The sequence below is a fragment of the Ornithinibacillus bavariensis genome (assembly GCF_018333235.1).
In the GTDB taxonomy this organism is placed as follows: Bacteria; Bacillota; Bacilli; order Bacillales; family Amphibacillaceae; genus Ornithinibacillus; species Ornithinibacillus bavariensis.
In genome coordinates this window covers 121,630-145,477 of record NZ_BORP01000008.1, presented here as the reverse complement: position 1 = coordinate 145,477, position 23,848 = coordinate 121,630, and the positions used below count along the sequence as shown (strand labels likewise).

21 protein-coding genes, 1 riboswitch and 1 other annotated feature are annotated in these 23,848 nt (G+C 36.0%); of the genes, 20 read left to right on the top strand and 1 reads right to left on the bottom strand.

Annotation, left to right across the window (positions count from 1 at the left end; translation table 11 throughout):
- Positions 1-259: 259 nt before the first annotated feature.
- The 8 genes from KI338_RS16775 (at position 260) to KI338_RS16740 (ending at position 6,795) form a co-directional block, all read left to right on the top strand.
- Complete coding sequence (locus KI338_RS16775) at positions 260-1,195, top strand: ring-cleaving dioxygenase (RefSeq protein ID WP_212922176.1); 936 nt, start codon at positions 260-262, stop codon at positions 1,193-1,195.
- Between the two features lie 12 nt (positions 1,196-1,207).
- Complete coding sequence (locus KI338_RS16770; protein WP_212922175.1) at positions 1,208-1,816, top strand: flavin reductase family protein; 609 nt, start codon at positions 1,208-1,210, stop codon at positions 1,814-1,816.
- A 10-nt stretch (positions 1,817-1,826) separates the two neighbouring features.
- Entirely contained in the window at positions 1,827-2,750 is a 924-nt protein-coding gene (locus KI338_RS16765; RefSeq protein ID WP_212922174.1) for a ring-cleaving dioxygenase, read from the top strand.
- An 18-nt stretch (positions 2,751-2,768) separates the two neighbouring features.
- Entirely contained in the window at positions 2,769-3,755 is a 987-nt protein-coding gene (locus tag KI338_RS16760; protein ID WP_212922173.1) for a ring-cleaving dioxygenase, read from the top strand.
- Between the two features lie 15 nt (positions 3,756-3,770).
- A complete protein-coding gene (locus KI338_RS16755; protein WP_212922172.1) occupies positions 3,771-4,373 on the top strand; it encodes an alpha/beta hydrolase in 603 nt (200 codons plus the stop codon).
- A gap of 406 nt (positions 4,374-4,779) precedes the next feature.
- Positions 4,780-5,505: a GTP pyrophosphokinase gene (locus KI338_RS16750; RefSeq protein ID WP_212922171.1), complete on the top strand. Its 726-nt coding sequence runs from the start codon at positions 4,780-4,782 to the stop codon at positions 5,503-5,505.
- Positions 5,506-5,685: 180 nt separating this feature from the next.
- Positions 5,686-6,429, top strand: coding sequence for a 3-oxoacyl-ACP reductase FabG (gene fabG, locus KI338_RS16745; protein ID WP_212922170.1), 744 nt, complete (start codon positions 5,686-5,688; stop codon positions 6,427-6,429).
- A 24-nt stretch (positions 6,430-6,453) separates the two neighbouring features.
- Complete coding sequence (locus KI338_RS16740; RefSeq protein WP_212922169.1) at positions 6,454-6,795, top strand: SCP2 sterol-binding domain-containing protein; 342 nt, start codon at positions 6,454-6,456, stop codon at positions 6,793-6,795.
- Between the two features lie 512 nt (positions 6,796-7,307).
- Here the strand turns inward: KI338_RS16740 and KI338_RS16735 are convergent.
- Positions 7,308-7,454 (bottom strand): hypothetical protein, encoded by a 147-nt coding sequence (locus KI338_RS16735; protein ID WP_212922168.1) that lies wholly within the window; start codon positions 7,452-7,454, stop codon positions 7,308-7,310.
- 248 nt (positions 7,455-7,702) lie between these two features.
- On the opposite strand from KI338_RS16735, the gene KI338_RS16730 reads away from it, so the two are divergent.
- The 12 genes from KI338_RS16730 (at position 7,703) to KI338_RS16675 (ending at position 23,789) form a co-directional block, all read left to right on the top strand.
- Positions 7,703-8,395, top strand: a complete 693-nt coding sequence (locus tag KI338_RS16730; protein ID WP_212922167.1) for a response regulator transcription factor — start codon at positions 7,703-7,705, stop codon at positions 8,393-8,395.
- Positions 8,373-10,625, top strand: a complete 2,253-nt coding sequence (locus KI338_RS16725) for a sensor histidine kinase (RefSeq protein WP_212922166.1) — start codon at positions 8,373-8,375, stop codon at positions 10,623-10,625. Before KI338_RS16730 ends, KI338_RS16725 begins: the two co-directional genes overlap by 23 nt.
- A gap of 24 nt (positions 10,626-10,649) precedes the next feature.
- Positions 10,650-11,159 (top strand): RNA polymerase sigma factor, encoded by a 510-nt coding sequence (locus KI338_RS16720; RefSeq protein WP_212922165.1) that lies wholly within the window; start codon positions 10,650-10,652, stop codon positions 11,157-11,159.
- Positions 11,160-11,302: 143 nt separating this feature from the next.
- A riboswitch (Lysine riboswitch) is annotated at positions 11,303-11,481 on the top strand.
- 185 nt (positions 11,482-11,666) lie between these two features.
- The gene (locus KI338_RS16715; RefSeq protein ID WP_212922164.1) at positions 11,667-13,076 is read left to right on the top strand and encodes a YfcC family protein; all 1,410 of its coding nucleotides are present in this window, start codon (positions 11,667-11,669) and stop codon (positions 13,074-13,076) included.
- A 65-nt stretch (positions 13,077-13,141) separates the two neighbouring features.
- Positions 13,142-14,341 carry a M20 metallopeptidase family protein gene (locus KI338_RS16710; protein ID WP_212922163.1) on the top strand — a complete coding sequence of 400 codons (1,200 nt, stop codon included), beginning with the start codon at positions 13,142-13,144 and terminating at the stop codon, positions 14,339-14,341.
- 262 nt (positions 14,342-14,603) lie between these two features.
- A complete protein-coding gene (locus KI338_RS16705; RefSeq protein WP_212922162.1) occupies positions 14,604-15,881 on the top strand; it encodes an MFS transporter in 1,278 nt (425 codons plus the stop codon).
- 79 nt (positions 15,882-15,960) lie between these two features.
- Positions 15,961-16,227: a binding site (T-box leader), on the top strand.
- A 300-nt stretch (positions 16,228-16,527) separates the two neighbouring features.
- Entirely contained in the window at positions 16,528-18,168 is a 1,641-nt protein-coding gene (gene metG, locus KI338_RS16700; RefSeq protein ID WP_212922161.1) for a methionine--tRNA ligase, read from the top strand.
- A gap of 76 nt (positions 18,169-18,244) precedes the next feature.
- Positions 18,245-19,282 (top strand): YkvI family membrane protein, encoded by a 1,038-nt coding sequence (locus tag KI338_RS16695; protein ID WP_212922160.1) that lies wholly within the window; start codon positions 18,245-18,247, stop codon positions 19,280-19,282.
- Between the two features lie 260 nt (positions 19,283-19,542).
- On the top strand, positions 19,543-20,307 hold the full coding sequence (aroD, locus tag KI338_RS16690) for a type I 3-dehydroquinate dehydratase (RefSeq protein WP_212922159.1): 765 nt from the start codon (positions 19,543-19,545) through the stop codon (positions 20,305-20,307).
- A gap of 366 nt (positions 20,308-20,673) precedes the next feature.
- Complete coding sequence (locus tag KI338_RS16685) at positions 20,674-21,252, top strand: RNA polymerase sigma factor (protein WP_212922158.1); 579 nt, start codon at positions 20,674-20,676, stop codon at positions 21,250-21,252.
- Positions 21,212-21,538 (top strand): G protein-coupled receptor family protein, encoded by a 327-nt coding sequence (locus tag KI338_RS16680; protein ID WP_212922157.1) that lies wholly within the window; start codon positions 21,212-21,214, stop codon positions 21,536-21,538. The genes KI338_RS16685 and KI338_RS16680 overlap by 41 nt, the downstream gene beginning before the upstream one ends.
- The gene (locus tag KI338_RS16675; RefSeq protein ID WP_212922156.1) at positions 21,528-23,789 is read left to right on the top strand and encodes a hypothetical protein; all 2,262 of its coding nucleotides are present in this window, start codon (positions 21,528-21,530) and stop codon (positions 23,787-23,789) included. The genes KI338_RS16680 and KI338_RS16675 overlap by 11 nt, the downstream gene beginning before the upstream one ends.
- The last annotated feature ends 59 nt before the right edge of the window (positions 23,790-23,848 follow it).

Here is a 23,848-nt window from a genome sequence, read left to right as displayed (position 1 = left end):
CATAACCAGTTGACAATTATCAAAATCAGTATTAATATTATATTTAATTAAGAATAACTTAATTAAGAATAAAATGTGCAAGTTCTTATTTATTTTTTTGCTAAAAATTATCTCGAATTAGAGATAATTGATTCAAAGCCACTCATAAATAAATGGAGATGCTTTGAGTAGTATTTGGTAAGTCTAGAAGTATGAATCAATGTCGGCTAGTTCTGGCATGAATGTATAAACTAAATGATAATACAAAGGAGACGATGGGATGAAAAAAACAGAAGGTATTCACCATATCACAGCAATTGTAGGACATCCACAGGAAAATGTAGATTTTTATGCAGGAATTTTAGGGCTTCGTTTAGTAAAAAAAACCATTAACTTTGATGATCCTGGAACCTATCATTTATATTTTGGTAATGATGGAGGAAGACCAGGAAGTATTATCACCTTTTTCCCATGGCCAAATGCTTATCAAGGAAAAATCGGTGGTGGTCAGGTAGGAATAACGGTTTACGCGATTCCTACTGGGAAAATGAGCTACTGGCAAGCTAGGTTAGAAAAATTTAATATCCACTATAGTAAAATTGAGCGGTTTGGGGAAACGTACTTGCACTTTGAGGACTTCCACGGATTACAATTAGAGTTGGTAGAGCGAAATCAAGGTGTACGAAATAATTGGACATTTGGAGATGTAACGCCAGAGGTAGCAATTAAGGGATTTGGTGGCGCTGTTTTATATTCTGTTAATCCTGCCCAAACAGCGGAAACGCTTCAAACTGTAATGGGTCTTGAAAAGGTTGGAGAAGAAGAAGATATTGTTCGCTTCAAGTCCTATGGAAATATTGGTAATATCATTGATATCAAAAAAATACCGGTGGATCGAGGACAAATGGGAGTAGGGACTGTCCATCATATTGCTTGGCGTGCCAAGGACGATGAAGACCAATTGGATTGGCAACGTTTATTAGCAAAAAAAGGATATGGTGTAACAGCAGTAAGAGATCGTAATTACTTTAATGCCATTTATTTTAGAGAATATGGTGAAATTCTGTTTGAGATTGCCACTGACCCACCAGGGTTTGCACATGATGAGTCCTATGAAACAATGGGTCAGGATTTAAAATTGCCCGAGCAATACGAGCACTATCGTGAAAGACTTAATAATTCTTTAATCCCGATTAAAGTAAGAGAACTGGATTAGGAGGGGATATAGTTGCTAACCTTTGACCCAAAAGCTATTTCGGAGAGAGAGAATTATAAATTATTAATTGGAACCATTATTCCGAGACCAATTGCATTTGTTACAAGTTTGGCAGAAGATGGAACGATTAATGGAGCGCCGTTTAGCTATTTTAATATCGTCTCTTCTAATCCGCCTATGATTTCGATAGCTCTTCAACGGAAAGAGGGGCGGATGCGAGATACGGCAAAAAACATTCGTAATAATAGAGAATTTGTCGTTCACATTGTTGATGACGAAAATGTAGAAGCAATTAATAAAACAGCAGCCTCTCTCCCTCCTAACCAGAGTGAGCTAGAACAGGCAAATCTAACTCTAGTAGCGAGTCAAAATGTATCAGTTCCAGGGATTAAAGAGGCTAAGGTTCGGTTTGAATGTACGTTAGAACATGCAGTTGAGTTGGGTGAGGATGGAAATATTGGCGTTGATTTAATCATTGGAAAGATTTCCATGTTTCATATTGATGAAGAAATATATGAGTCAGGTAGAATTAACCAAGTGAAACTTGCAGCAATAAGTCGCCTAGCAGGATCTAATTACGCCAAAATTGGAGAAGTATTTTCTATCGAACGCCCAAAATAAGGGGGATTTTATGTTAACTACATCTGGAATTCATCATATCACGGCAATTGTTTCGGATCCTCAGATTAATTATTCTTTTTATTCTAAGGTATTGGGACTAAAATTAGTTAAAAAAACCATTAATTTTGATCGACCAGAAGTGTATCATTTATATTTTGGGAATGAAACAGCTGATCCAGGTACTATAATTACCTTTTTCCCATGGCCAAAGCTGGCAAAAGGTCGAATTGGAACGAAGCAGGTTGGACTAATTAGCTTTGCAATCCCTCCCGGTTCGACCGAATATTGGGAGCAACATTTGCAGGAAAATAGGATCTCCTATACAACTACAACTCGTTTTGCTAAAAGCTACATCCAGTTTCAAGATCCTGATGGAATATGGTTAGAACTGGCTGAACAGAAGGAAGGTCTGATTGATAACTCGGGTAACTTGGGTAATAGCAGACAGAAGTATGCAATAAAAGGATTGGCTGGAGCAACGCTTTATTCGAATAACCCGACTCGCACAGCAGCTATTTTGGAAACTACATTAGGCATAAAAATGGTTGATAAGGATGAGGAATATATTCGGTTTAAAACGGAATCAACTTTCGGTAATACCATTGATTTAAAACTTTCCCATTCTGTACGTGGACTGGCTGGAGCAGGTACTATTCACCATATTGCCTTTCGTACAGCTAGTGACGATCAGCATCAAAGGTGGAGAGAATTACTTATAGAAAAAGGGTTTAAACCAACCGAAATAAAAGACCGTAATTACTTTAAAGCACTGTATTTCCAAGAAGAGGATGGAATTCTATTCGAAATTGCAACTGATACACCAGGTTTTACGGTTGATGAGTCACTTGAGGAATTAGGAACAATGTTAAAGCTCCCAGATTGGCTTGAATCCAAGAGAAAAGAGTATGAAGCAATACTAACACCCTTAAATTAAAATATGGAGGAATAAAAAATGAATCAATTAAAAGGAGTACATCACATAACAGCAATTACTAGTAGTGCGGAGAAAATCTATGATTTCTTCACGAATGTTTTAGGTGTACGATTAGTGAAAAAGACAGTTAATCAAGATGATATTCAAACATACCATTTATTCTTTGCAGATGATGAAGGTAGCCCAGGAACAGATATGACGTTTTTTGATTTTCCTGGAATTCCAAAAGGTGTTCACGGTACAGATGAGATTTCCAAGACATCATTCCGTGTACCAACTGATGCATCACTAGATTATTGGGTAAAACGATTTAATCGATTAAATGTTAAGCATGATGGCATTAAGGAACAATTTGGGACAAAGACGCTATCATTTGAGGATTTTGATGAACAGCAATATCAATTAATCTCTGATGAGAACAATAAAGGTGTAGCTTCTGGGATTCCATGGAAGAAAGGACCAATTCCATTAGAATTTGCTATTACTGGCTTGGGACCGGTATTTGTCCGAGTATCCAATTTTGATTATTTTAAAGCCGTATTGGAACAGGTTTATCTTTTCAAGGAAATTGGAAAAGAAGGTTCTTTTCATCTATTTGAAATGGGTGAAGGGGGAAATGGAGCACAAGTAATAGTAGAATATAATGCTATTCTTCCTCGTGCAAGACAGGGATACGGAACCGTCCATCATGCTGCATTCCGTGTAGAGGATCGGGCTGCATTAGATGCATGGATGACGAGATATGAATCCTTCCGTGTGCCAAATTCAGGTTTTGTGGAGCGCTATTATTTTGGTTCGTTATATGCAAATATTGCGCCACAGATTTTATTTGAGCTAGCAACAGATGGCCCAGGATTTATGGGGGATGAGCCATATGAAACACTTGGAGAAAAATTGTCATTGCCACCATACTTTGAAGCACAGCGTGAAGAAATTGAGAGGCTTGTAAGACCAATTGATACGATTAGAAGTACAAAAGTATTTGAAAAAGAATATGAGGATTAATAAAGGAGAAAACGGATGAAACATATTTATCAAAAAGGAAATGATCCAACAAAACCAACATTATTATTACTACATGGAACCGGTGGAACAGAGCATGACCTACTTCCACTTACGGACATCATTGATCCTAACGCTTCCATATTGAGTGTTCGAGGTAATGTATTAGAAAATGGGATGCCACGGTTCTTTCGAAGATTAGCTGAAGGTGTCTTTGATGAAGAGGATTTAGTGTATCGCACGAATGAATTACATGATTTTTTAAATGATGCTGCGATAAAGTACGAATTTGAACGTAATAATATTATTGCAATTGGTTATTCAAATGGAGCAAATATTGCTGCAAGCTTACTATTCCATTTTCAGGATGCTTTAAAAGGAGCCATGCTTCATCACCCTATGGTTCCAAGAAGAGGCATCACATTACCTGATTTATCCGGTAAGCATCTGTTTATTGGAGCAGGAACAAACGATCCAATCTGCTCGCCACAAGAATCAGAGGAACTAGCTTCTTTATTTAAAGACGCAGGTGCTAGTGTGGAGATGCACTGGGAGGATAGAGGACATCAGTTGACGATTACTGAGGTAGAGGCAGCAGCCAGTTGGTATAAGCAATTATAGTCTTTATATAGAGAGAAGGATGAATTCATTATTGAACTCATCCTTCTTTTTTTATTGGTTAATAGTGTATATTTCATCTTCTGTAGTGATGGCTTTTTAACCGTACCTACCAGGTCATACTAGTAAAACCGATATGAAACGAGTAAAAACTTTATCAAATAGTAATGACAAGCTAAAATAAAAGTAGGAGGTTTTAGTTTTTCTTGTAATGAAAAAGGAGAAAATGAGGGACAAAGAAAGTAAAATAACATAGAACATTGCCAAACAATATGTAAATTACAAAGGTAGTGTATTTCATTCATTGCCCTATTTGTTTTGAGATAATTTCAAGCTAACTACAAGAAAAAGCAAAAAATCATAACACACAAATAGATACTGGAACCTGAAACTTAAGGAGTATAAAAAAATGGCACTTGAATTAAACATCAACGATTTTAAACTAATGAAAACAGAAATACTACGTTTTATGCTGTCTTACAAGTTTGCAATAGAAGAAGTAAGTACTAAAATAAACATTCTTATGCAGGAATTTCAATATATTCATGATCACAACCCAATTGAACATGTGAAGTCAAGACTGAAGTCACCAGAGAGCATTATCAATAAGGTGCAAAGAAAAGGCTATCCGTTAACGATTAAGGATATTCGAGACAACATTCACGATATTGCCGGTATCCGAATCACCTGTTCCTATATATCTGATATTTATAAGGTTAGTGAAATGATACAGAAACAGAAAGATATCGAAGTAATCCAAATAAAAGATTATATAGAAACCCCAAAGCCAAATGGCTATAGAAGCCTTCACTTAATCATTAAAATTCCTATATTCATGTCGGACCATGTAGAGGATGTCTATGTTGAGTTGCAAATAAGGACTATAGCGATGGATTTTTGGGCAAGCTTGGAGCACAAAATATTTTATAAATATAACAAAGAAATTCCGCAACATATGAAGGATGAACTAAAGGAAGCTGCAGAAACAGCTGCTCAATTAGATGTTAAAATGGAAAAGCTACAACGGGAGATGCTTGAAATTAAAGGAAAAGAATTAGAAGCACTTCCCAACTTGTTTGAATCACCGAAGCAATTAGAGAGTCTTTATGGATTCTTAAATAACGGACTAAAATAAGTAAGGGCTGCAAAAAAGGTAACTATTATCTTTTTGCAGCCCTTTAAAAATGTTGCAAAGGACGTATTAACAGAAAAATCCATTCAAATTTCATATGAAAAATGATATTATTGAAGTTAAATATCTGAATTTTATCCAAAAACGAATAATTTCCACAATATTTCAACAAGGGGGAATCTGATGGCAAAGTTACGGGGGAAGGTCGCAGTTGTTACTGGTGCAGCTCAAGGAATAGGAGCTAAGATTATGGAGAGATTTTTAGAGGACGAAGCAGTCGTGGTAGCACTTGATATAAATCTGGAGAAGCTTGAGCAAACAGCGAGAGATTTGGACCCAACTGGTGAAAGAATTTTTATATGGCAGTGCGATGTATCTAGTGAGAAGGAAGTTAAGGAAACGTTTCAACATATTTATGAAAAACTAGTGAAAGTAGATATCTTAGTAAATAATGCTGGTATTATTAGAGATAAATTTTTCCATAAGATGGAGAAGGCACAATGGGATGCTGTGATTAATGTGAATTTAACGAGTATGTTTCACACCTGTCAAGCTGTAATTCCAAAAATGCGAGAGCAGGAATACGGTAAAATTGTAAACATTTCTTCAACTTCAAGCTGGGGAAATATGGGACAGGCAAACTACAGTGCAGCGAAGGCGGGGGTAATTGGCCTGACTAGAACATTAGCAAAGGAAAATGGTAGTAAAAACATCACGGTTAATGCAATTGCACCCGGGCAAATAGATACAGACATGACACAGAACCTACCGGAAAATATAAAAATGATGTCTCTATTATTAACACCTGCCGGGCGTGTTGGTAAACCTTCAGAAGTTGCAGCCGTAGTATCATTTTTAGCTTCAGATGATTCCAGTTTTGTTAATGGGGAATGTATTTCTGTTAGCGGTGGTTTCTTAATGGCATAAAAGAGAAATATAGGGAGATGAATTATGTTGAGTAATCTAGTAGAAACGGTTCAATTAATTGAAAAAAAATTCAATGAGAATCCTACACCGATTTCTGGGGTAACAGTTACATATCAATTTGACATAACGGGCGATGATGGTGGAAATTATCAATTGCAGCTTCGAGACGGTCAGGCAAAAGTTATAACAGGAAGTGAAGCTCCTGCAGATTGTACGTTAACCATGTCACTAGATAGTTTTGATAAATTTCTATCGGGAAAGCTAAAAGGAACGATGGCGTTTATGACAGGCAAGCTAAAAATTAAAGGTGATATCACTAAAGCAATGAAGTTAGAAACAATTTTAAAAGAATATGACTTTAGATAATAAAAGTAAATATTTCTTAACTAACTTTAAAAAGCACTGTTTAATGAAACACTATCTAACTTAGTATTATTTTCAAGTGCTTGATAGTTTATAATTAAAAAGGAGTGCATGTAATGGATTTACCTATTTTCCTAATCGTAAGCTATGTGGGGATCATTCTAATTATTTTACTAACCGTAGTTGGAATACTGCGTTTTTTTAAAAGGTAAAAATATATTGACAGCTTATAAGTAAATTGGAGTTATCCTATAGGAACTCCTTTCAATTGGGATTGGGATAATCCCCTCACTTTAGCTATTCTTGAGAAGTTTAGACTGTTTCTGAATTTGTTGATAGCTGTATACCTTTAGAACAAACCACATGGAATCATGGGATAACCAGATTCCATGTGGTTTATTCATTATAGTGAGAATAATACTTTTTCTAATACGCTAAGTATCTTGATAACGAAGCGACATTCCCAAATGGGTATTCATGAATCTCGAATACAAAATTACTGTAAGGGCCATCTTTTACATATCCTCATTATCTTTATCGTTAAACTTCCCATGATCTAAATAAGCATATTCATTTTTTTGTTCATTTTGCTGCACATTTTCTTGCCTCAGTAAGTATTGGTCAGCGCCAGGACCTTTGATTTCCCTGGTCTCTTTTTTCATAAATAATCGCCTCCTTATTCATAGCTTTCCCCGAAAAATAATTGCTAGTGGTAAGAAAAAACGTTTGTCGGGCCATGGTAAGAGGTTGTCTATTGAAATCATAGCTAAAAATAGATAGTATCTCCAGTGACATAGAAACTATATAATAGAATCACCAATATTAAGAAATTCTTAAGAAATTTATTAAACGAATGTTAAGATTTGATGGATAAGCTATAGACGTATAGGAAAGTGTGAAGGGGATACTAATGAATAAATATAATGTATTAGTTGTTGATGACGAAAAGGAAATTCGCGATGCAATCGAAATTTATTTGAAAAATGAAGGGGTGACCGTGCTTAAAGCAAAGGATGGAGTAGAAGCAATTGAGCTATTACATGAGAATGAGGTTCACCTTATTTTACTGGATGTTATGATGCCTCGTATGGATGGAATCGCTGCAACCTATAAGATCCGGGAACAGAAAAACATACCGATTATTATTCTAAGTGCGAAGAGTGAGGACACGGATAAAATATTAGGACTTCAAGTGGGAGCAGATGATTACATAACTAAACCATTCAATCCGATGGAACTGATAGCCAGGGTTAAATCACAATTAAGGCGATATGTAACACTAGGCACATTTGCAGGAGCAAATAAATTAATTGATTTGAATGGATTAACTCTTGATCAGAGTTCTAAACAAGTTACAGTGAACGGAGAGGAAGTTAAGCTCACTCCTATTGAGTACAAAATTGTAGAACTTTTGATGACAAATGCAGGAAGAGTATTTTCGATTAATGAAATATATGAACTAGTTTGGAAAGAACCTAACTTTAATGCAGAAAATACCGTAGCGGTTCACATCCGAAAAATTAGAGAAAAGATTGAAATAGATTCCAAAAATCCAAGGTATTTAAAGGTGGTGTGGGGACTTGGGTACAAGATGGAAAAGTAGTATTTTCATAATATTAACCTGTTCCGTATTATTTGTCGGGGGTTTTTGCGGAATAATATTATTATCGAATAATGGCTGGTATTACGCTCAAAAAGATTATTTCCATACAGAAGATTTTCAGTATGGAGATTTAGAACAATTTAAGCAATTAGTTGTGATGTTTGAGTTAAATGATGTAACCCTAGAAGAAGCAAAAGAAAAAATTACGGTAACGAAGGATGAAATTGAAGAGTATCGCTATTCATATGGTAATTTAGAACAACAAATCGAAAGTATCAAAGGGCAATACGAGGACCTTATTCAACAGGCAATAGATAATGATGCACAACAGGTAGCAGATGCATACATAAGGGAAAGAGACAACAAGATCAATGACATTACGAAAAACTTTGAAAGTGATGATTATGTTAAAGATAAGATAATTAAAGACAGAGAAAAGGAATTAGAAACTTATTTTATAGAAATAGAGAGCTATCGACCTCAATTTGAAGAGTATAAAACTATGTTTCAGTATTACTTAAAGGATCCTACCAATAATCTAGTGTATACAAACTTAGATAATACAGGGAAAAAAGCAGACGTGAATCAAATTTCAGATGAAACAAATGTCTATGTAGAATCTGTTACGTTACGGAATGGAGACATGTTTGATTATAATTTGCTGGAAAGTGAAGAATCACTGGATATGCTTGGTGGAGCAGATAAGAAGCTTGAAGGTAGAATAGGTGTCCCTAATGTTGAACCTCAGACGAATACTCTCATTGAACGAAATGAACATTATAAAAAGAATCAACTGATTATCTGGATTGTCATATCACTTAGTATCCTTGCCCTTATTCTTTCCCTTATTATCGCTAAAAAGGCAAAAAAGACACGGGCAGAAGTATCTAACTGGAGACGTTCTTATAACAAACTCCCAATTGATGTAAGAGTAGGGCTATTAGGTGTTTCTAGTATTTTCACTGTATTGATGTTTTTTTCGCTTGTCCAGGCAATCTACTATTTTTCCCCTGGTTTCTCCATTTATTTAGGCTTGTTCAACTTAATGGAATTAATAGTAGTTTCAATCGGATTAGCTATCACAGTTATGCAGATTAATTTCTTATTAGTAACACTAAAGGATTGGAAAAATTTTAAAAACCTCTGGGAGCAATGTGTATCTTACAAGTTGTACCTTTTCTTAAAAAGAGAAATGCTCAAATTAATCAAGAACCTAAAAGAAGCATTTTTAGATCAGACAACTGGTACACAATTAATATTTATTTTTGGTATGGTATTTATTTTAGGTTTAATGGGTATTATGGTTTTCCTTCATCCAATATTTCTGTTTTTCTATATCCTAATACTAGTTAGTATTGGAATACCACTTGGGAATGTCATCTTAAAGAATGTTGGGTTCTTTAACAGGATTGTAGAAAATACGAATGAACTAGCAGCTGGAAACCTCAGTAAGGATTTAGAGATAACGGGAAATACAGCACTTGCTACATTAGCTGAGAACATTAATGTCCTTAAGCAGGGAGTTAAACATTCGCAGAGCGAACAGGCTAAAAGTGAACGGCTTAAAACAGAATTAATTACGAATGTTAGTCATGACCTGAGAACGCCGCTAACCTCTATCATTACCTATACGGAGCTATTAAAAGAAAAGCAGAAAATGAATGATGAAAGTGCTGCATATTTAGAAATTATTGATCGGAAATCGAAGCGGTTGAAAGTATTAATTGAGGATTTATTCGAGGTATCCAAAATGGCCAGCGGAAATATTGAATTGAAAAAAGAAAAGGTTGACTTAGTTCAGCTATTACAGCAAGCGTTAGGTGAGTATGATGATATGATACATGAATCGAGCTTGCAGTTTCGTGTAACCCATATAGACCCACCTGTTCATGCGATAGTGGATGGTCAAAAGCTCTGGAGAGTTTTTGATAATCTAATTGGAAATATACTAAAGTATTCCATGGAGAATTCACGAGTATATATTAATCTTTCCGTTGGAAATGGTCATGCAATAATAGCTTTTAAGAATGTATCCAAATATGAGCTGAGTGAAAATAGTGATGAATTATTTGAACGCTTTAAACGTGGCGATACATCGCGTCATACAGAGGGTAGTGGTCTAGGGCTAGCAATTGCCCAGTCAATTATTGAACTTCATAATGGTCAACTTGAGATAGAAATAGATGGTGATTTATTTAAGATTATTATCTTTTTACCAATAGAAGAATAGGAGGAAAAGGGAGAGTGCGCAACAATGAATACCATTAACCTTTCCGAGGTATATAGCATGCATTATAATCAGTTATTCCATCTTAGTTATTCGATAACAAGAGATGTTCAGTTAGCAGAGGATGCCGTACAAGAAACGTTTATTAAAGTATGGAAAAAGGCAAACTCTATTCAGGATGATGGAAAAATATCAGCTTGGCTGTCTGTAGTTGCCAAGAGAACCGCAATCGATATTTTGCGAAGCGAACGGAAGAAACAAGGTATACCAATGGAGAATGATATGTTAGTAAACTTGGGAAAAGAAATGAATCAAGATGTAGAACAAGAAGTAGAGTTTATCTTTTTTATGGAAGAAATTAGAAAGGCAATACTTCGTTTAGGGAATACGTATCGGGATGTAATGGTTCTTCTTGTGAAGCATGAATTGAAGGGAAAAGAGATTGCAAGTCAGTTAAAGATAAAGCCAGCCTCTGTTAAGACGAGAATTTACCGTGCGAGAAAGGAATTAAGGGCTTTAGCTGAGGTAAATGGTTAAATGCATCTCACAACCTATCATGCAAAAGAACATTTAAGAAATAGTAGATTAGCAGAAAATAAATAGAAAACTATAAAAATAGACTTGTATTTTTGTAAATGTTTTGCTAGTATATAAATAATTTCATATTGAACCTTGTCATTCGATGAGGTAGAGGCGCAAATAATATTAGTAGACAATTGGAGTATGACATCGATGAAGATTGTTGAAAGGATTATTTGCCGAAGCGTAATGAAGGTCAAATTCATTATTGCTGGGATGTTTTCTGAATAAGAGGCATACTGTCATGCTTGTTTTATGTGCATGGAGAACTACTGATCAGGATGGAGGATAACGTATAAATTGATAAACAATGGTAGGTTATTTTCCTATCATTGTTTTTTTATTTTTACAGTTTGAGCAAATTACAGCCACTACATATAAATTTGAACATGCTGATAAAAAGTTATACTAAAAACCCTTCTAAAGTTTTCTCTATGTACACCCTATAAAATAATAAAGAAAGGGATGTGCATCTTGAGTACACAAACAGTAAAAGCAAAGAAAAAATTTGAGTTTCCACACGGTTTTGTTATTTTGTTTGCGTTCATGGTTTTGACAGCTATTACAACTTACTTCGTTCCAGCGGGGGAATATGAACGCACTACGGATGAAAATGGTCAATCATTAGTTGTTGATGGTACTTACCATACAGTAGATTCCAATCCAACTGGGTTTATGGATTTATTTCAATCCTTACATGTTGGAATGGTAGATGCTGCAGGAATTATTTTCTTCATCTTTATCGTCGGTGGGTCATTTGGAATATTCCGAGCGACAAACACCATTGAGGCAGCTTTTGGTTCAATTACAAAAAAATTAGCAGGAAAAGAGCTTGTTCTAATTCCAGTGATCATGCTATTTTTTGCAATTTGTGGCGGAACTTGGGGGATGGCAGAGGAAGCAATCCCATTTATCCTAATTGCAGTACCACTTGCCATGATGCTAGGCTTTGATTCCATTACAGGAACTGCAATGATTTTGGCTAGTGTATATGCTGGATTTGGATCTGCCTTCATGAATCCTTTTACAGTTGGGGTAGCCCAAGGAATTGCGGGCTTACCGACATTTTCAGGAATGGGAGTTCGTTTCGTATTCTGGCTGATTTTTGTTGGTGTAACAATCGCCTATGTAATGCTTTATGCGCGAAAAGTTAAAAAGGATCCTACTAAAAGCTTGATGTATGAAGAAGACTTGAAACGAGAAATTAATCACGAATTAATACAACAACAAACATTAACGAAAAGACAAATGCTGATATTGGCAGTACTTGTTCTAACACTAATTGGACTAGCACTTGGTGTTATTTTAGAAGGTTGGTATATACCAGAAATAGCTTCATTATTCCTTATTATGGGTATTGTTGTAGGAATTATTGGGAAATTACGTGTTAATCAGATGGCAGAAGCATTTGTAAAAGGTTGCGAAGAACTAGTAATGGGAGCATTGATTGTAGGATTTGCATATGGAATTCTAATCATTTTACAGGACTCAAATACGATCGACACAATTTTATATGGCATATCTAATTTAGTGGCAGGATTACCTAGTAGTCTGACAGCAATTGGTATGTTTATCACCCAGAGCTTACTTAATTTTATTGTCCCGTCAGGAAGTGGTCAAGCGGCAATCAGTATGCCGATTATGGCTCCACTTGGTGATCTTGTAGGGGTAAGCAGACAAACTGCAGTACTTGCTTTTCAGTATGGTGATGGTATTTCTAATATATTCACACCAACTGCAGGTATACTTATGGCTGCACTAGCTATTGCTAAGATTCCTTGGGTGAAATGGTTAAAATGGGTATTTCCATTAATCGTTATCCAGTATATTTTAGGGGCAATTTTTGTAACAGTTGCTCATATGTTTATTTGGTAATTTAGTATAGGAAAAAACAGTTGGATTTTTACATTTAGAATGATCAACATCGGAGGAATAGAAACATGCTAAGAAAATTATTTGATGAATTAGAGGAAATTTATCCTGAATTAGTAGATATTCGTCGTGATCTTCATATGTATCCAGAGCTTTCTCATCAGGAAGTAAATACACCTAGAAAAATCGCTGAATATCTAGAAAAACTTGGTTTGGAAGTTAGAACAGAAGTGGGTGGCCGAGGAGTTGTCGGTACATTGAAGGGCGGTAAACCAGGAAAAACGGTTGCTTTGAGGGCCGACTTTGATGCTTTGCCGATTCAGGAAGAAACTGATGTCGAATACAAATCTCGTGTTCCTGGTGTGATGCATGCATGTGGTCATGATTTGCACACTGCAACACTTCTAGGAGTTGCTAAGGTTTTAAGTGGAGTAAGAGATGAGATACCTGGAACGATTAAATTTATCCATCAATTTGCTGAAGAAGCTACACCTGGTGGTGCAAAAGCGATGGTAGCTGATGGTTGCTTGGATGGGGTGGATATGATTTATGGCGCCCATGTTATGTCTACAGAGGAATTTGGAACGGTTAGTGTAAAAGAAGGATATGCGTCATCTGCACAGGATGATTTTAATATTGTGATTCATGGAAGAGGTGGCCACGGCTCTCAACCTCATTTATCTGTTGACCCACTAGTAACGGGCAGTCAATTGGTTGTTAATTTACAGCAAATTGTAAGCCGTCGAGTAGATCCACTCCAAGCAGCAGCAGTAACGGTTGGATCATTTGTTAGTGGAGAAGTAAATAATGTTATCCCGGATTCAGCAGTTATAAAAGGGACAGTTCGCACATTTGACGAAGAAGCACGTACAATTATTGCAGAGGCACTAGAAAACGTTACAAATGCTACCTGTACAGCAAATGGTGCAACAGTTGATTTTGAATACATTAAGGATTGCCCTTCTATATATAATGACCCACAGGAAACAAAGCGTGTGGAAGAAATGGCCACGCTATTGGTTGGGAAGGAAAATTTAATTACAGGTGTTCCGATGATGGGAAGTGAGGATTTTGCTTTTTATCAAAAGGAAGTTCCTGGTGTATATTTTTTAGTTGGTGGTAGAAACGAAGAAATCGGTGCAGTTTTTCCACATCATCATCCAAAATTTACTATTGATGAACGTGCTATTCTCCATATCGGTAACATGTTTATTAGCCTAGTGTTGAATTTTCTTTCAGATGGAAAAATTAAACCGGAAAGTAAGTAGTGGGATACGTATAGCTTTATGAAAAAGTCCAAGTTTTTAAATGTTGGGCTTTTTTGTGTTTGCTAGGAATTTTTCAAAAGTATTCGAGAGTTAAAGCACTAAATAATATATACATATTAATTAACGAATAGGCTTTAAAGCACATAAAGAATCTTATAGTTAGGACTTAGAACTTTATTGTTTCCTACTTAAGACGGATGTTTTACAATCTGATATTAGTATAATTAGATGGAAAATGCATGTAGAGATTGGGGGGAATACCGTGAATATCATCAAAAATAGGAGCTTTTTCTTTCTTCTTCTCGGAAGAATTGTAACAAACATAGGGGATAGTATCTATTATGTCGCTGCAATGTGGCTTGTCTATAGTCTTGGCGGAAATGCTTTTTATTCTGGTTTGGCTGGTTTTCTAACACTATTACCAGTTGCTTTACGTTTTATAGTTGGACCTTTTGTAGATAGATGGCAAATAAAACGAACGCTTATTATTACACAAATCTTACAATCCATCCTAATTTTAGTCATTCCAATTTTCTACTACTTAGACATTTTAACAGTCCAAGTCGTCCTCATTGTTATGCCCATTGTTTCGTTTATTGAGCAATTCGCTTATCCATCTCAGTCAAAAGCCTTACCATTATTATTGTCAAAAGAGGACTTAGTTAAAGGAAATGCCTATTTTTCCTTTGCTTATCAAGGAATTGATTTAGTTTTTAATGCACTATCTGGAATCCTTGTAGCTCTTATTGGGGCAGTCACATTATACCTTGTGGACTCCTTCACTTTTGCAATTGCCGCCATCTGTTTTAGTTTAATAAAACTTCCTTCAGCAAAAGAAAGTAAAAACAAGAATAATGCTGGTATAAAATGTGCGATGGTTTCCTATTTTTCGGAGTTAAGGGAAGGATTTTCGATTGTCTTTCGATCGATTTTGGGAACGTTTTTAATTGGATCTGTCGTTGCAAATTTTGCAATAGGTGGTGCGCTTGCTGTTTTACCTGCATTTGCTTCTCAAAATGGCGGATCAGAGATATATGGGTTCTACTTAGCAGCAATGTCAACAGGTGGTCTAGTAGGTGCACTTCTCTCCTCATGGATGGGAAAGCTGAAAGTAGGATATTTTAGTATTATTTCCTTTTCTTTTTCTGCTCTTTGTTGGATATTGGCAGCAATTATGCCGTGGCCGACGCTAGGTGCTATATTTTACGGTATTGCTTGGATCCCAATCGGAGGAACGAATGTAATTGTTGCGTCGGCAATTCAAACGGTTGTACCCAATGAAGTTCTTGGAAGGGTGAATTCTGTTTCAGGTAGCATGGGGACTATCGCCATGCCTATTGGTTCATTAGCTGGCGGATATTTTGCGACAGTAACGAGTAGTACACTAATCTTTGCACTAACTGGGCTCGGACTATTATTTCTTTCCATAGTCTGGATTCTTCATCCTAGGTTAAGGACTTTACCAATTGCCAAGGATTTGACACCTGAGTTATTTGGAATTGATCCTGTTAAGTATTCGGTGAAGGAAAACATAAATTAGAATGGGATTAAAAGAAAATTTTTATAAAAAACTACTTTTAAAAAAACAGATTTTATGTAATAATAATTAAAATATTTTTTATAAAGCGATGAAAAGGAAAGTAGACTAACTCTAATTTCTTCCCAGAGAGCTTCGGTAGCTGAAAAGAAGCAGAAAATTGTTAATCGAAAATGGCCTTGGAGCTTCAGAGTCGACCTTTCATTTTGAAAATAGGCTTTGACGAGATTTGGCACTCGTTACCAATGTCAAAGTATAAGGGTTGTTTCCAACTCCGTACTTACAGAGGCTAATAATGTGAGTTATTAGTAAATTAAGGTGGTAACACGAGTTAACCCTCGTCCTTAGATTGAATCTAGGGGCGAGGGTTTTTGTATTTCCATGGAAAGATTAGTTGGTATTAGCAGAGGCGGCTCTATGCATCATTTCGGAAAATAATCTCGGGTTAAAAGAGGCATAGGAGTACTCTACGCATCATATCGGAAAGGAATCTCAAGTGAAATGAAGTATAGAAGCCCTCTATGCATCATTTTGGAAAATAATCCCGAGCGAAATGAATCATAGCAGTATTCTATACATCATTTCACAAGTCATTAAAATTCAAAATGACATTAGAAAAACTAGGTGCTTTTTTAAAGGAGGAAAAGAAATGAGTGTGTTTATTGGTGGTGCTTGGCTATATGCAAATGGCTCACTGCATATTGGCCATCTATCAAGTTTGTTAACGGGAGATGTATTAGCAAGATATTTTCGCTTAAAGGGAGAGGATGTTCTATACGTGTCGGGGAGCGATTGTAATGGGACACCAATTGCAATAAAGGCAAAGCAAGAAGGAGTGTCACCTAAGGAGATTGCAGATAAATATCATAATGAATTTAAGGATTGCTTTGAGAAATTAGGGTTCACTTTCGATTGCTATACGAGAACTGATCATTCATTGCATCATCAAGTAGTACAGGAAGTTTTTCTGGAATTGCTAAAGAAGGATAAATTATATACGAAAGTGGAAAGTCAGTGCTTTTGCAAGACTTGTAATCAGTTTTTAGCTGATCGTTATGTAGAAGGAATATGTCCGAACTGTGGTGCTGAGGCGAGGGGGGATCAATGTGATTATTGCTCAAAGCTATTAAACCCAATTGAATTAATCCAAAAACGATGCAGAACATGTGGAGACTCACCGATTGTGGAATCGACAGAGCATTTTTATATGAAATTGCGTGCATTACAAGAAGAACTTGAATGCTTTGTTTCTCGTGCTAAAAAAGAAGGACTATGGCGGGATAATGCTATCCAGCTATCAGAGCGTTATTTAAGGGAAGGACTGGTGGACCGGGCTGTATCTAGGGATCTTTCAAATGGGGTTCGTGTTCCAGTTAAGGGGTTTGAAAATAAGACAATATATGTTTGGATTGAAGCTGTCATTGGCTACTATTCTGCAAGCAAACAATGGGCCAAGGAGCATCAAGCTGATGAAGTTCTGTTTTGGAATAAAGAAACAATATCCTATTATGTCCATGGTAAAGACAATATTCCGTTTCATAGTATCATCTGGCCAGCTATTTTGAAAAGCATAGATAAACAGCCACTACCTACTCATATTGTATCCAATGAATTCTTAACCATTGAACAGAAAAAGCTGTCAACCAGTCGTAATTGGGCAATTTGGGTACCAGATATTTTGAAAACATATCAGCCTGACTCAATACGCTACTTTCTAATTGCTAACGCACCAGAGAGTAGGGACGCTGATTTTTCCTGGCGTGAGTTTATTTATAGTCATAATAGTGAGCTGCTTGGTGCTTATGGAAACCTTGTTAATCGGACATTGAAGTTTGTTGAGAAGTACTATGGGGGCACTACACCAAAAGGAAAAGTTGATACAAAGCTAAGGAAAAGAGTATGTGCAGCATATGATGAGATTGGAGCCTTAATTGAAGACACAAAATTTAAATTGGCAATTGAAGCGTTGTTTTCTATCGTTCGTGATTCTAATAAATACTTTGATGAAAAGAAACCATGGAACCAGATAAAAGAGGATGAAATAGGCTGTGCAAATACAATAGCAACCTGTGTTTATACAATAGCTAATCTTGCTCAGTTGTTGAATCCATTTCTACCATTTTCAAGTCAGAGGCTGCAAAGAATGCTAAGAATAAGCGAGATGAAATGGATGGAAGCTAGCTATAATCCTGTTTCTTTAAGTAAGGTTGAACTGTTATTTGAAAAAATTGATCTGGATAGGATTGATGAAGAAATCGAGATATTAAGACGAGGTACCGATATAGAATAATAGGCAAGCAGGTATATAAAAATAGCTTGTCTTTTTCTTCCCCCAATAACATAGATTAATATTGGGGGAATGATAAATGAAGCAATGGATATCTGTATTACTAGTAGCAGCTACTTATATTGGAACAGTAATTGGGGCAGGCTTTGCTACCGGTAAAGAGATTGTTACATTCTTTAGTAAATATGGTGAGATTGGAACAATTGGAGTGGTAATAAGCTGTATATTATTTATTCTATTTGGAAATAAGATAATGATAATTGCAGCACGTATTGAAGCTTATTCGTATAAAGAATTCAATGAACATATTTTTGGATATAAGCTTGGAAAAATTATTAATTTTATTATTTTTGTCATTGTTATCTCGGTCACATCTGTAATGCTCTCGGGAGCTGGTGCGGTATTTCAAGAACAGCTAGGAATTCCTTTTCAGGTTGGAGTTATTTCTACACTTGTCATTTGTTATCTTGTTGTTTTAAAAGGGTTAAAAGGAATAATGGCAATTAACGCATACATTGTTCCAATTATCATCTTATTTAGCTTGTTTATTTTCATCTCAGTGTTCGACCATCAACCAGATAAGCTACTCGAGATGCTTACTTTTAAAGAGGTTCCGCACCAATTTCTATGGGTTTCTTCTCCTTTTACATATGCATCCTTTAACATCATTACTGCTCTTGTGGTCCTTGTACCATTAGGAAAAGAAATAAAGGATGAGAACGTGCTAAAATGGGGTGGTTTCTTCGGTGGATTAGGATTATGCTTGATGTTACTTTTAGGTCATTTTTCCCTAGCTACTAATCCAGAGACCTTTCGCTTCGACATACCTATGGCAGAGATTATCAAATTGCTTGGTTCTTTCATCCATATCTTATTTATAATTGTTGTATATGGGGAGATTTTTAATACAGTTGTTGCCAATGTTTATGGGATTTCACGGCAATTGAAGGTAAGCCTTCAGATAAAATACCATCATGCAGTCTGGCTAATTTTAGCTGTTATCTTCTGTATAAGCCAATTTGGATATAATCAACTTCTCACCACACTTTATCCATTCTATGGTTACCTCGGATTAGTATTTCTTATCGCATTACTGTTAAAAAGGAAACCTGAATAGCTATTCTTAGCATAATGGCCTAGAGTATCTCCTTAGGCCATTTATTCATTTGATTGTATTTTACCCTTAAAGCATGGGATGTGACCTTTTGTATCCTGAAAAAATACCATTCAAGTTTCGGTCTCTCCTATTTTTGTAACCATAAGTGACTTCCCTTTAAGAGAAATATCTTCAAAATGGGGATTGGGGGATGTCTAGTTTTACTAATTGAATAGGTGGTATGATACTATTAGTTTAAGAAATGAAGGAGCAAATGTTGGATGAATGTTCTTAAAGTAAGGGATATTGTAATAGGTGAAGGCGTACCGAAAATTATTGTCCCACTAGTAGGGGCAACAGAGCAGGCGTTATGTAAAGAAGTAGAAAGTTTACTAAAAATGAAGCCAGATATGTTTGAATGGCGTGCAGATTTGTATGATGCGGTTGAAGATTCCACTTCCATTGAACGGACGCTTGGGGTTATTCGAGAAAATGTTGTAAATACCCCTTTGCTATTTACCTTTCGGACGGAAAATGAAGGTGGGAAGAAGCATATTTCCCTTGAACATTACAGGGAGGTTCTGATTAGGGTTATTTCTTCAGGATTAGTGGATCTGGTAGATATTGAGCTTTTTCTTGGAGAAGGTTTAATAAAGGAGTTAATTTTATTAGCAAAGAAAAATGGCGTTTTCGTTGTACTTTCCAACCACGATTTTCAGCGTACACCACATAAGGAGGAGCTACTTACACGATTCTCTAAAATGCAGGAGCTTGGTGCAGATATCGCTAAAATAGCTGTGATGCCAAATAGTGCCCATGATGTAATTACATTACTAGATACAACACAAGAGATAAAAGAGAACATTGCTAATCGACCATTTATTACAATAGCAATGGGGGATAAAGGCGTAGTTAGTAGGTTAACTGGCGAATTGTTTGGTTCTTCAGCAACGTTTGCTTCCGGTGTGAACAAATCAGCACCAGGACAAATTGAAATTTCAGAGTTAAGACATATTTTGGAGCTTCTTCATCAATACGGGAAATAAAATTTAAAACCGACGTTTTCACATCGAACAGCTATTACAGATGATCCTCAGCAATAGGGGCGTGTAGATTTGGATATGGGCTCCGCTTAAATTTGGCAAAAGCGGATGAGGAAAAATCATTTTAGTGAAAATAAGGAATCGATATTTCCTAGCACCTTTCCCAAATGGAAGGGTGCTTTATTATGTAATTAAATCGATATGTTGGAGAAAGCTATTTAGCCAAAAGTTTGATAACAATTAGCGTAACGACTGGATTTGAAATCTTCTAATAAAACTCATGTTATTTCCCCGATAAATTATTTTTACTTTATCGCAACTTATTTCGTAAAGAGTGCATCTAAGTATATAGAAAGGGGGGGAGCCTGCTTGGATCTTGTTGATAGACTAAGAGATAAAGAGGAAAGTGCATTAATTGAATTAATGAACCAATATGGTGATTACTTGATTCGTACCGCCTATCTTCTGCTAAAGGATCATCAATCCGCAGAAGAAGCAGTACAGGATACATTTGTTACTGCATTTGAGAAAATAATGCAGCTGGATAATCCGACAAAATTAAAAAGCTGGCTCACCTCTATTGTGATCAATTGCTGTCGCAATCGAATGAGAAGGTGGAGCTGGAAACATATTCTTTTACCATTTGAAAATGAACTGTCAAAGGAAGTAGTGTTTACTGCTACCCCAGAGGAAGAACTATTAAAGATAGTCTGGAATGAAAATCTTAGTGATGCCATTCATCAATTAGACTATAAGTACCGAGAAGTCATTACACTTTACTATTTTAGTGAAATGAAAATAAGAGAAATAGCAGTTTATACGAATGAAAAAGAAACCACGGTTAAAACACGATTAAAACGAGCACGAGTAAAATTAAAAGAGATTTTACTGAAGGGAGAGGAATTTCTTGAAGCAAGTGAACGAGCATCTCAAAAATCAACTAGATAAGGAATTAGAAATAATTCAATTTTCTGGACAAAAGGAAGTGCTAAACAGGGTCTATCCTAAAACTTGGAAACAGAAATTCCTTAAGCTCTGGAATAAGGAATTAACTATTCCAATCGTCCCGGTTAGTGCCGTATTTGTATTACTTATTATGGTGATCGGTTATGTTGAAATAAAACCAACAGAACATAGTAACCGAGATAATGAGAAAAGAGAATTAATCAATGTAGCAGGCAATTATTATTGGAAGGATGCTTTTGAAAAGGAGTTGAAAAAGCATGAGGATTAAAATGAAGGTGAAGCACCTCGTTTTTATGATAATTGGAATGCTAACACTCATTTCTTTTCTATCCTTTTTTGTCTTCCCATATATTGAAATCTATGTTGCAGAGAAAAATATCACTGCTGGTAAGGTGGAAGAGAAGCAGGAAATTTTGGACCTACTAAGAACGACTCAAATGGAAACAAAAAAATATGATTTAATCCAGGAATATATGATTGGTGATGGATTATTAACTAATTTCGATATTTATATTGGTCCGTCCTTAACGCATTGGGCAAATGAAGACCAGAATTATATTGAATTTAGTTGGGAAGAAAAGGAACCTTTTATAAGAGAATATGTGATGCAAGCACCTCCTAATGGATTTTTAGTTACAGCTGCAAAAATGCTAGCTTCTCATTATGAAATGGAAGGAGACTTGGAAAAGGCAAAACATACGTTGTTTGATGCCTCGAAGCGCTTCTCCCCCTTAGAAGAATATCATCGAAACGAGTTGCTAGTGGAACGTATTCGATTAACTAAGAATCATGACCAATTCACGGAAGCGAATCAATATATTGAAGAATTACTACAGGAGCTTGGCACAGAAAACTATGACACGTTAGCTCAAGTGACACAGCTAAGAACTGAAATTATTCTCGCGCAAGGTATTCTTAACGAAGCTCATGAAGAAGTGACAAAGGCAATTAAGGAATATGAGAAAGAGTTTAATGAAGAGCAGAAGAAATGGCAGGACAGTTCTGACGAGGATGAATCAATTGAGGAAGACAAAGTGGAAAATCGTGTTGTCTATCAACAATTAACATCATTAGAAAGATCTTTAAGCATGGCGATGGAAAAAGGTACAGTAGATGTAGTAAGTGTATCTGGGAAGGTAGTTCGAAGTGATGGGACACCGATGAGAGGTGTTGGTGTATTTTTACGAGATGAAAGCAGTGTTAACCAGAGTGTAGGGCCTGATGAATATTACGTACTAACAGACGATGAAGGAAGATTTGTAATTAACGGTGTCCTCCCGAATCGCTATCAAATCTTTCTAGGCTTTTACTATGACCAAATCGATGGATGGACTTGGCCTATTCGAATGGATGATTGGATTGATATCGATGGGAGTAAGGATATCACCTATAATGTGACCCTACAAGAATTAATGAAAATCAAGTCACCAGTAAACCAGAAGGTAATCAGGGATGATGAAGTAACCTTTTCATGGGAGGATGTAGAAGGTGCAGCATATTACAACTTAAGTCTAGCTTATGAAATTGAATACGGTTCTGTAAGTACTAGCTTTAAAACAAATTTGAAAGAAAATGAAATTGTTGTACCGATTGAAGAAATTTATAATCAAACAGGTGCTGTCGCTTTTGGTGATGAAGATGATTATGATGCAAAATCCTTCCTAGCATTTACCAACCCAGATAATCGTTTTTACTGGAGTGTGGAGGCTTTTGACCAACATGATCGACTCATTACCAAAAGTAATGGTCATCGTTTGGATGATAAAACAATTGGTAATCTCCCATTCTTTTACTTGAAAGAACGGGATTTAACTAGGGCGGATAAGCTCTTGATCAATAAAAAACCAGAAAAAGCGTTAGAGCAATATAAATTAAATTATGAAAATAATCCAGATGATATTCATAGCTTGCGAATGATCGTTCGATTAATTGGTATGAACGGGGACGGTACTACTATAGCTCGTGACAAATTGGCCAAACCATATATGGAGGAACTAGCATTAAAAACGAATTCAGCACAGCAGTTATTCGATATTGTACAGCATTATTACGATATACAGAATTGGACCGAATTTAATACATGGTTCAAAATCTATTCGGATAAAGTAGACAAATTAGACGGTTATGACCAATCGATATATGCTAGTGCCTTAATGAAGCAAGGAAAGTATGATGAAGCAAGTATAGAATATGACAAAGCGATGAAAATCGATAAAAGCAATCGGTTTGTTGGTCATTGGATTGCGAACGAGATATATAGAAATAGAGATTTAGAAAAGGCGAAAGAGATTGCCAGGATGTACCCTGAGCGTCCCTATGGAGAAATCGTCCTGAATTGGGAGTATCTAGTGAACCAGATGGTAAAAGAAGGTGGAGGAGAAAAGGAATATATCCAAGAACTATGTCATGTATTAGATCTATACTTTTCTGGTCAAGAAGACAAACTAGAAAAATGGCATAGCACAACGAAACTGGCTGCTATGAAGCAATTTATTGATGGTGTACAGAATGTAGATTAGGGTACCTAGTCCTTGTACTTCTTGTCGAATGAAACCTTTTGATTAGGTGCTTCGTAAGG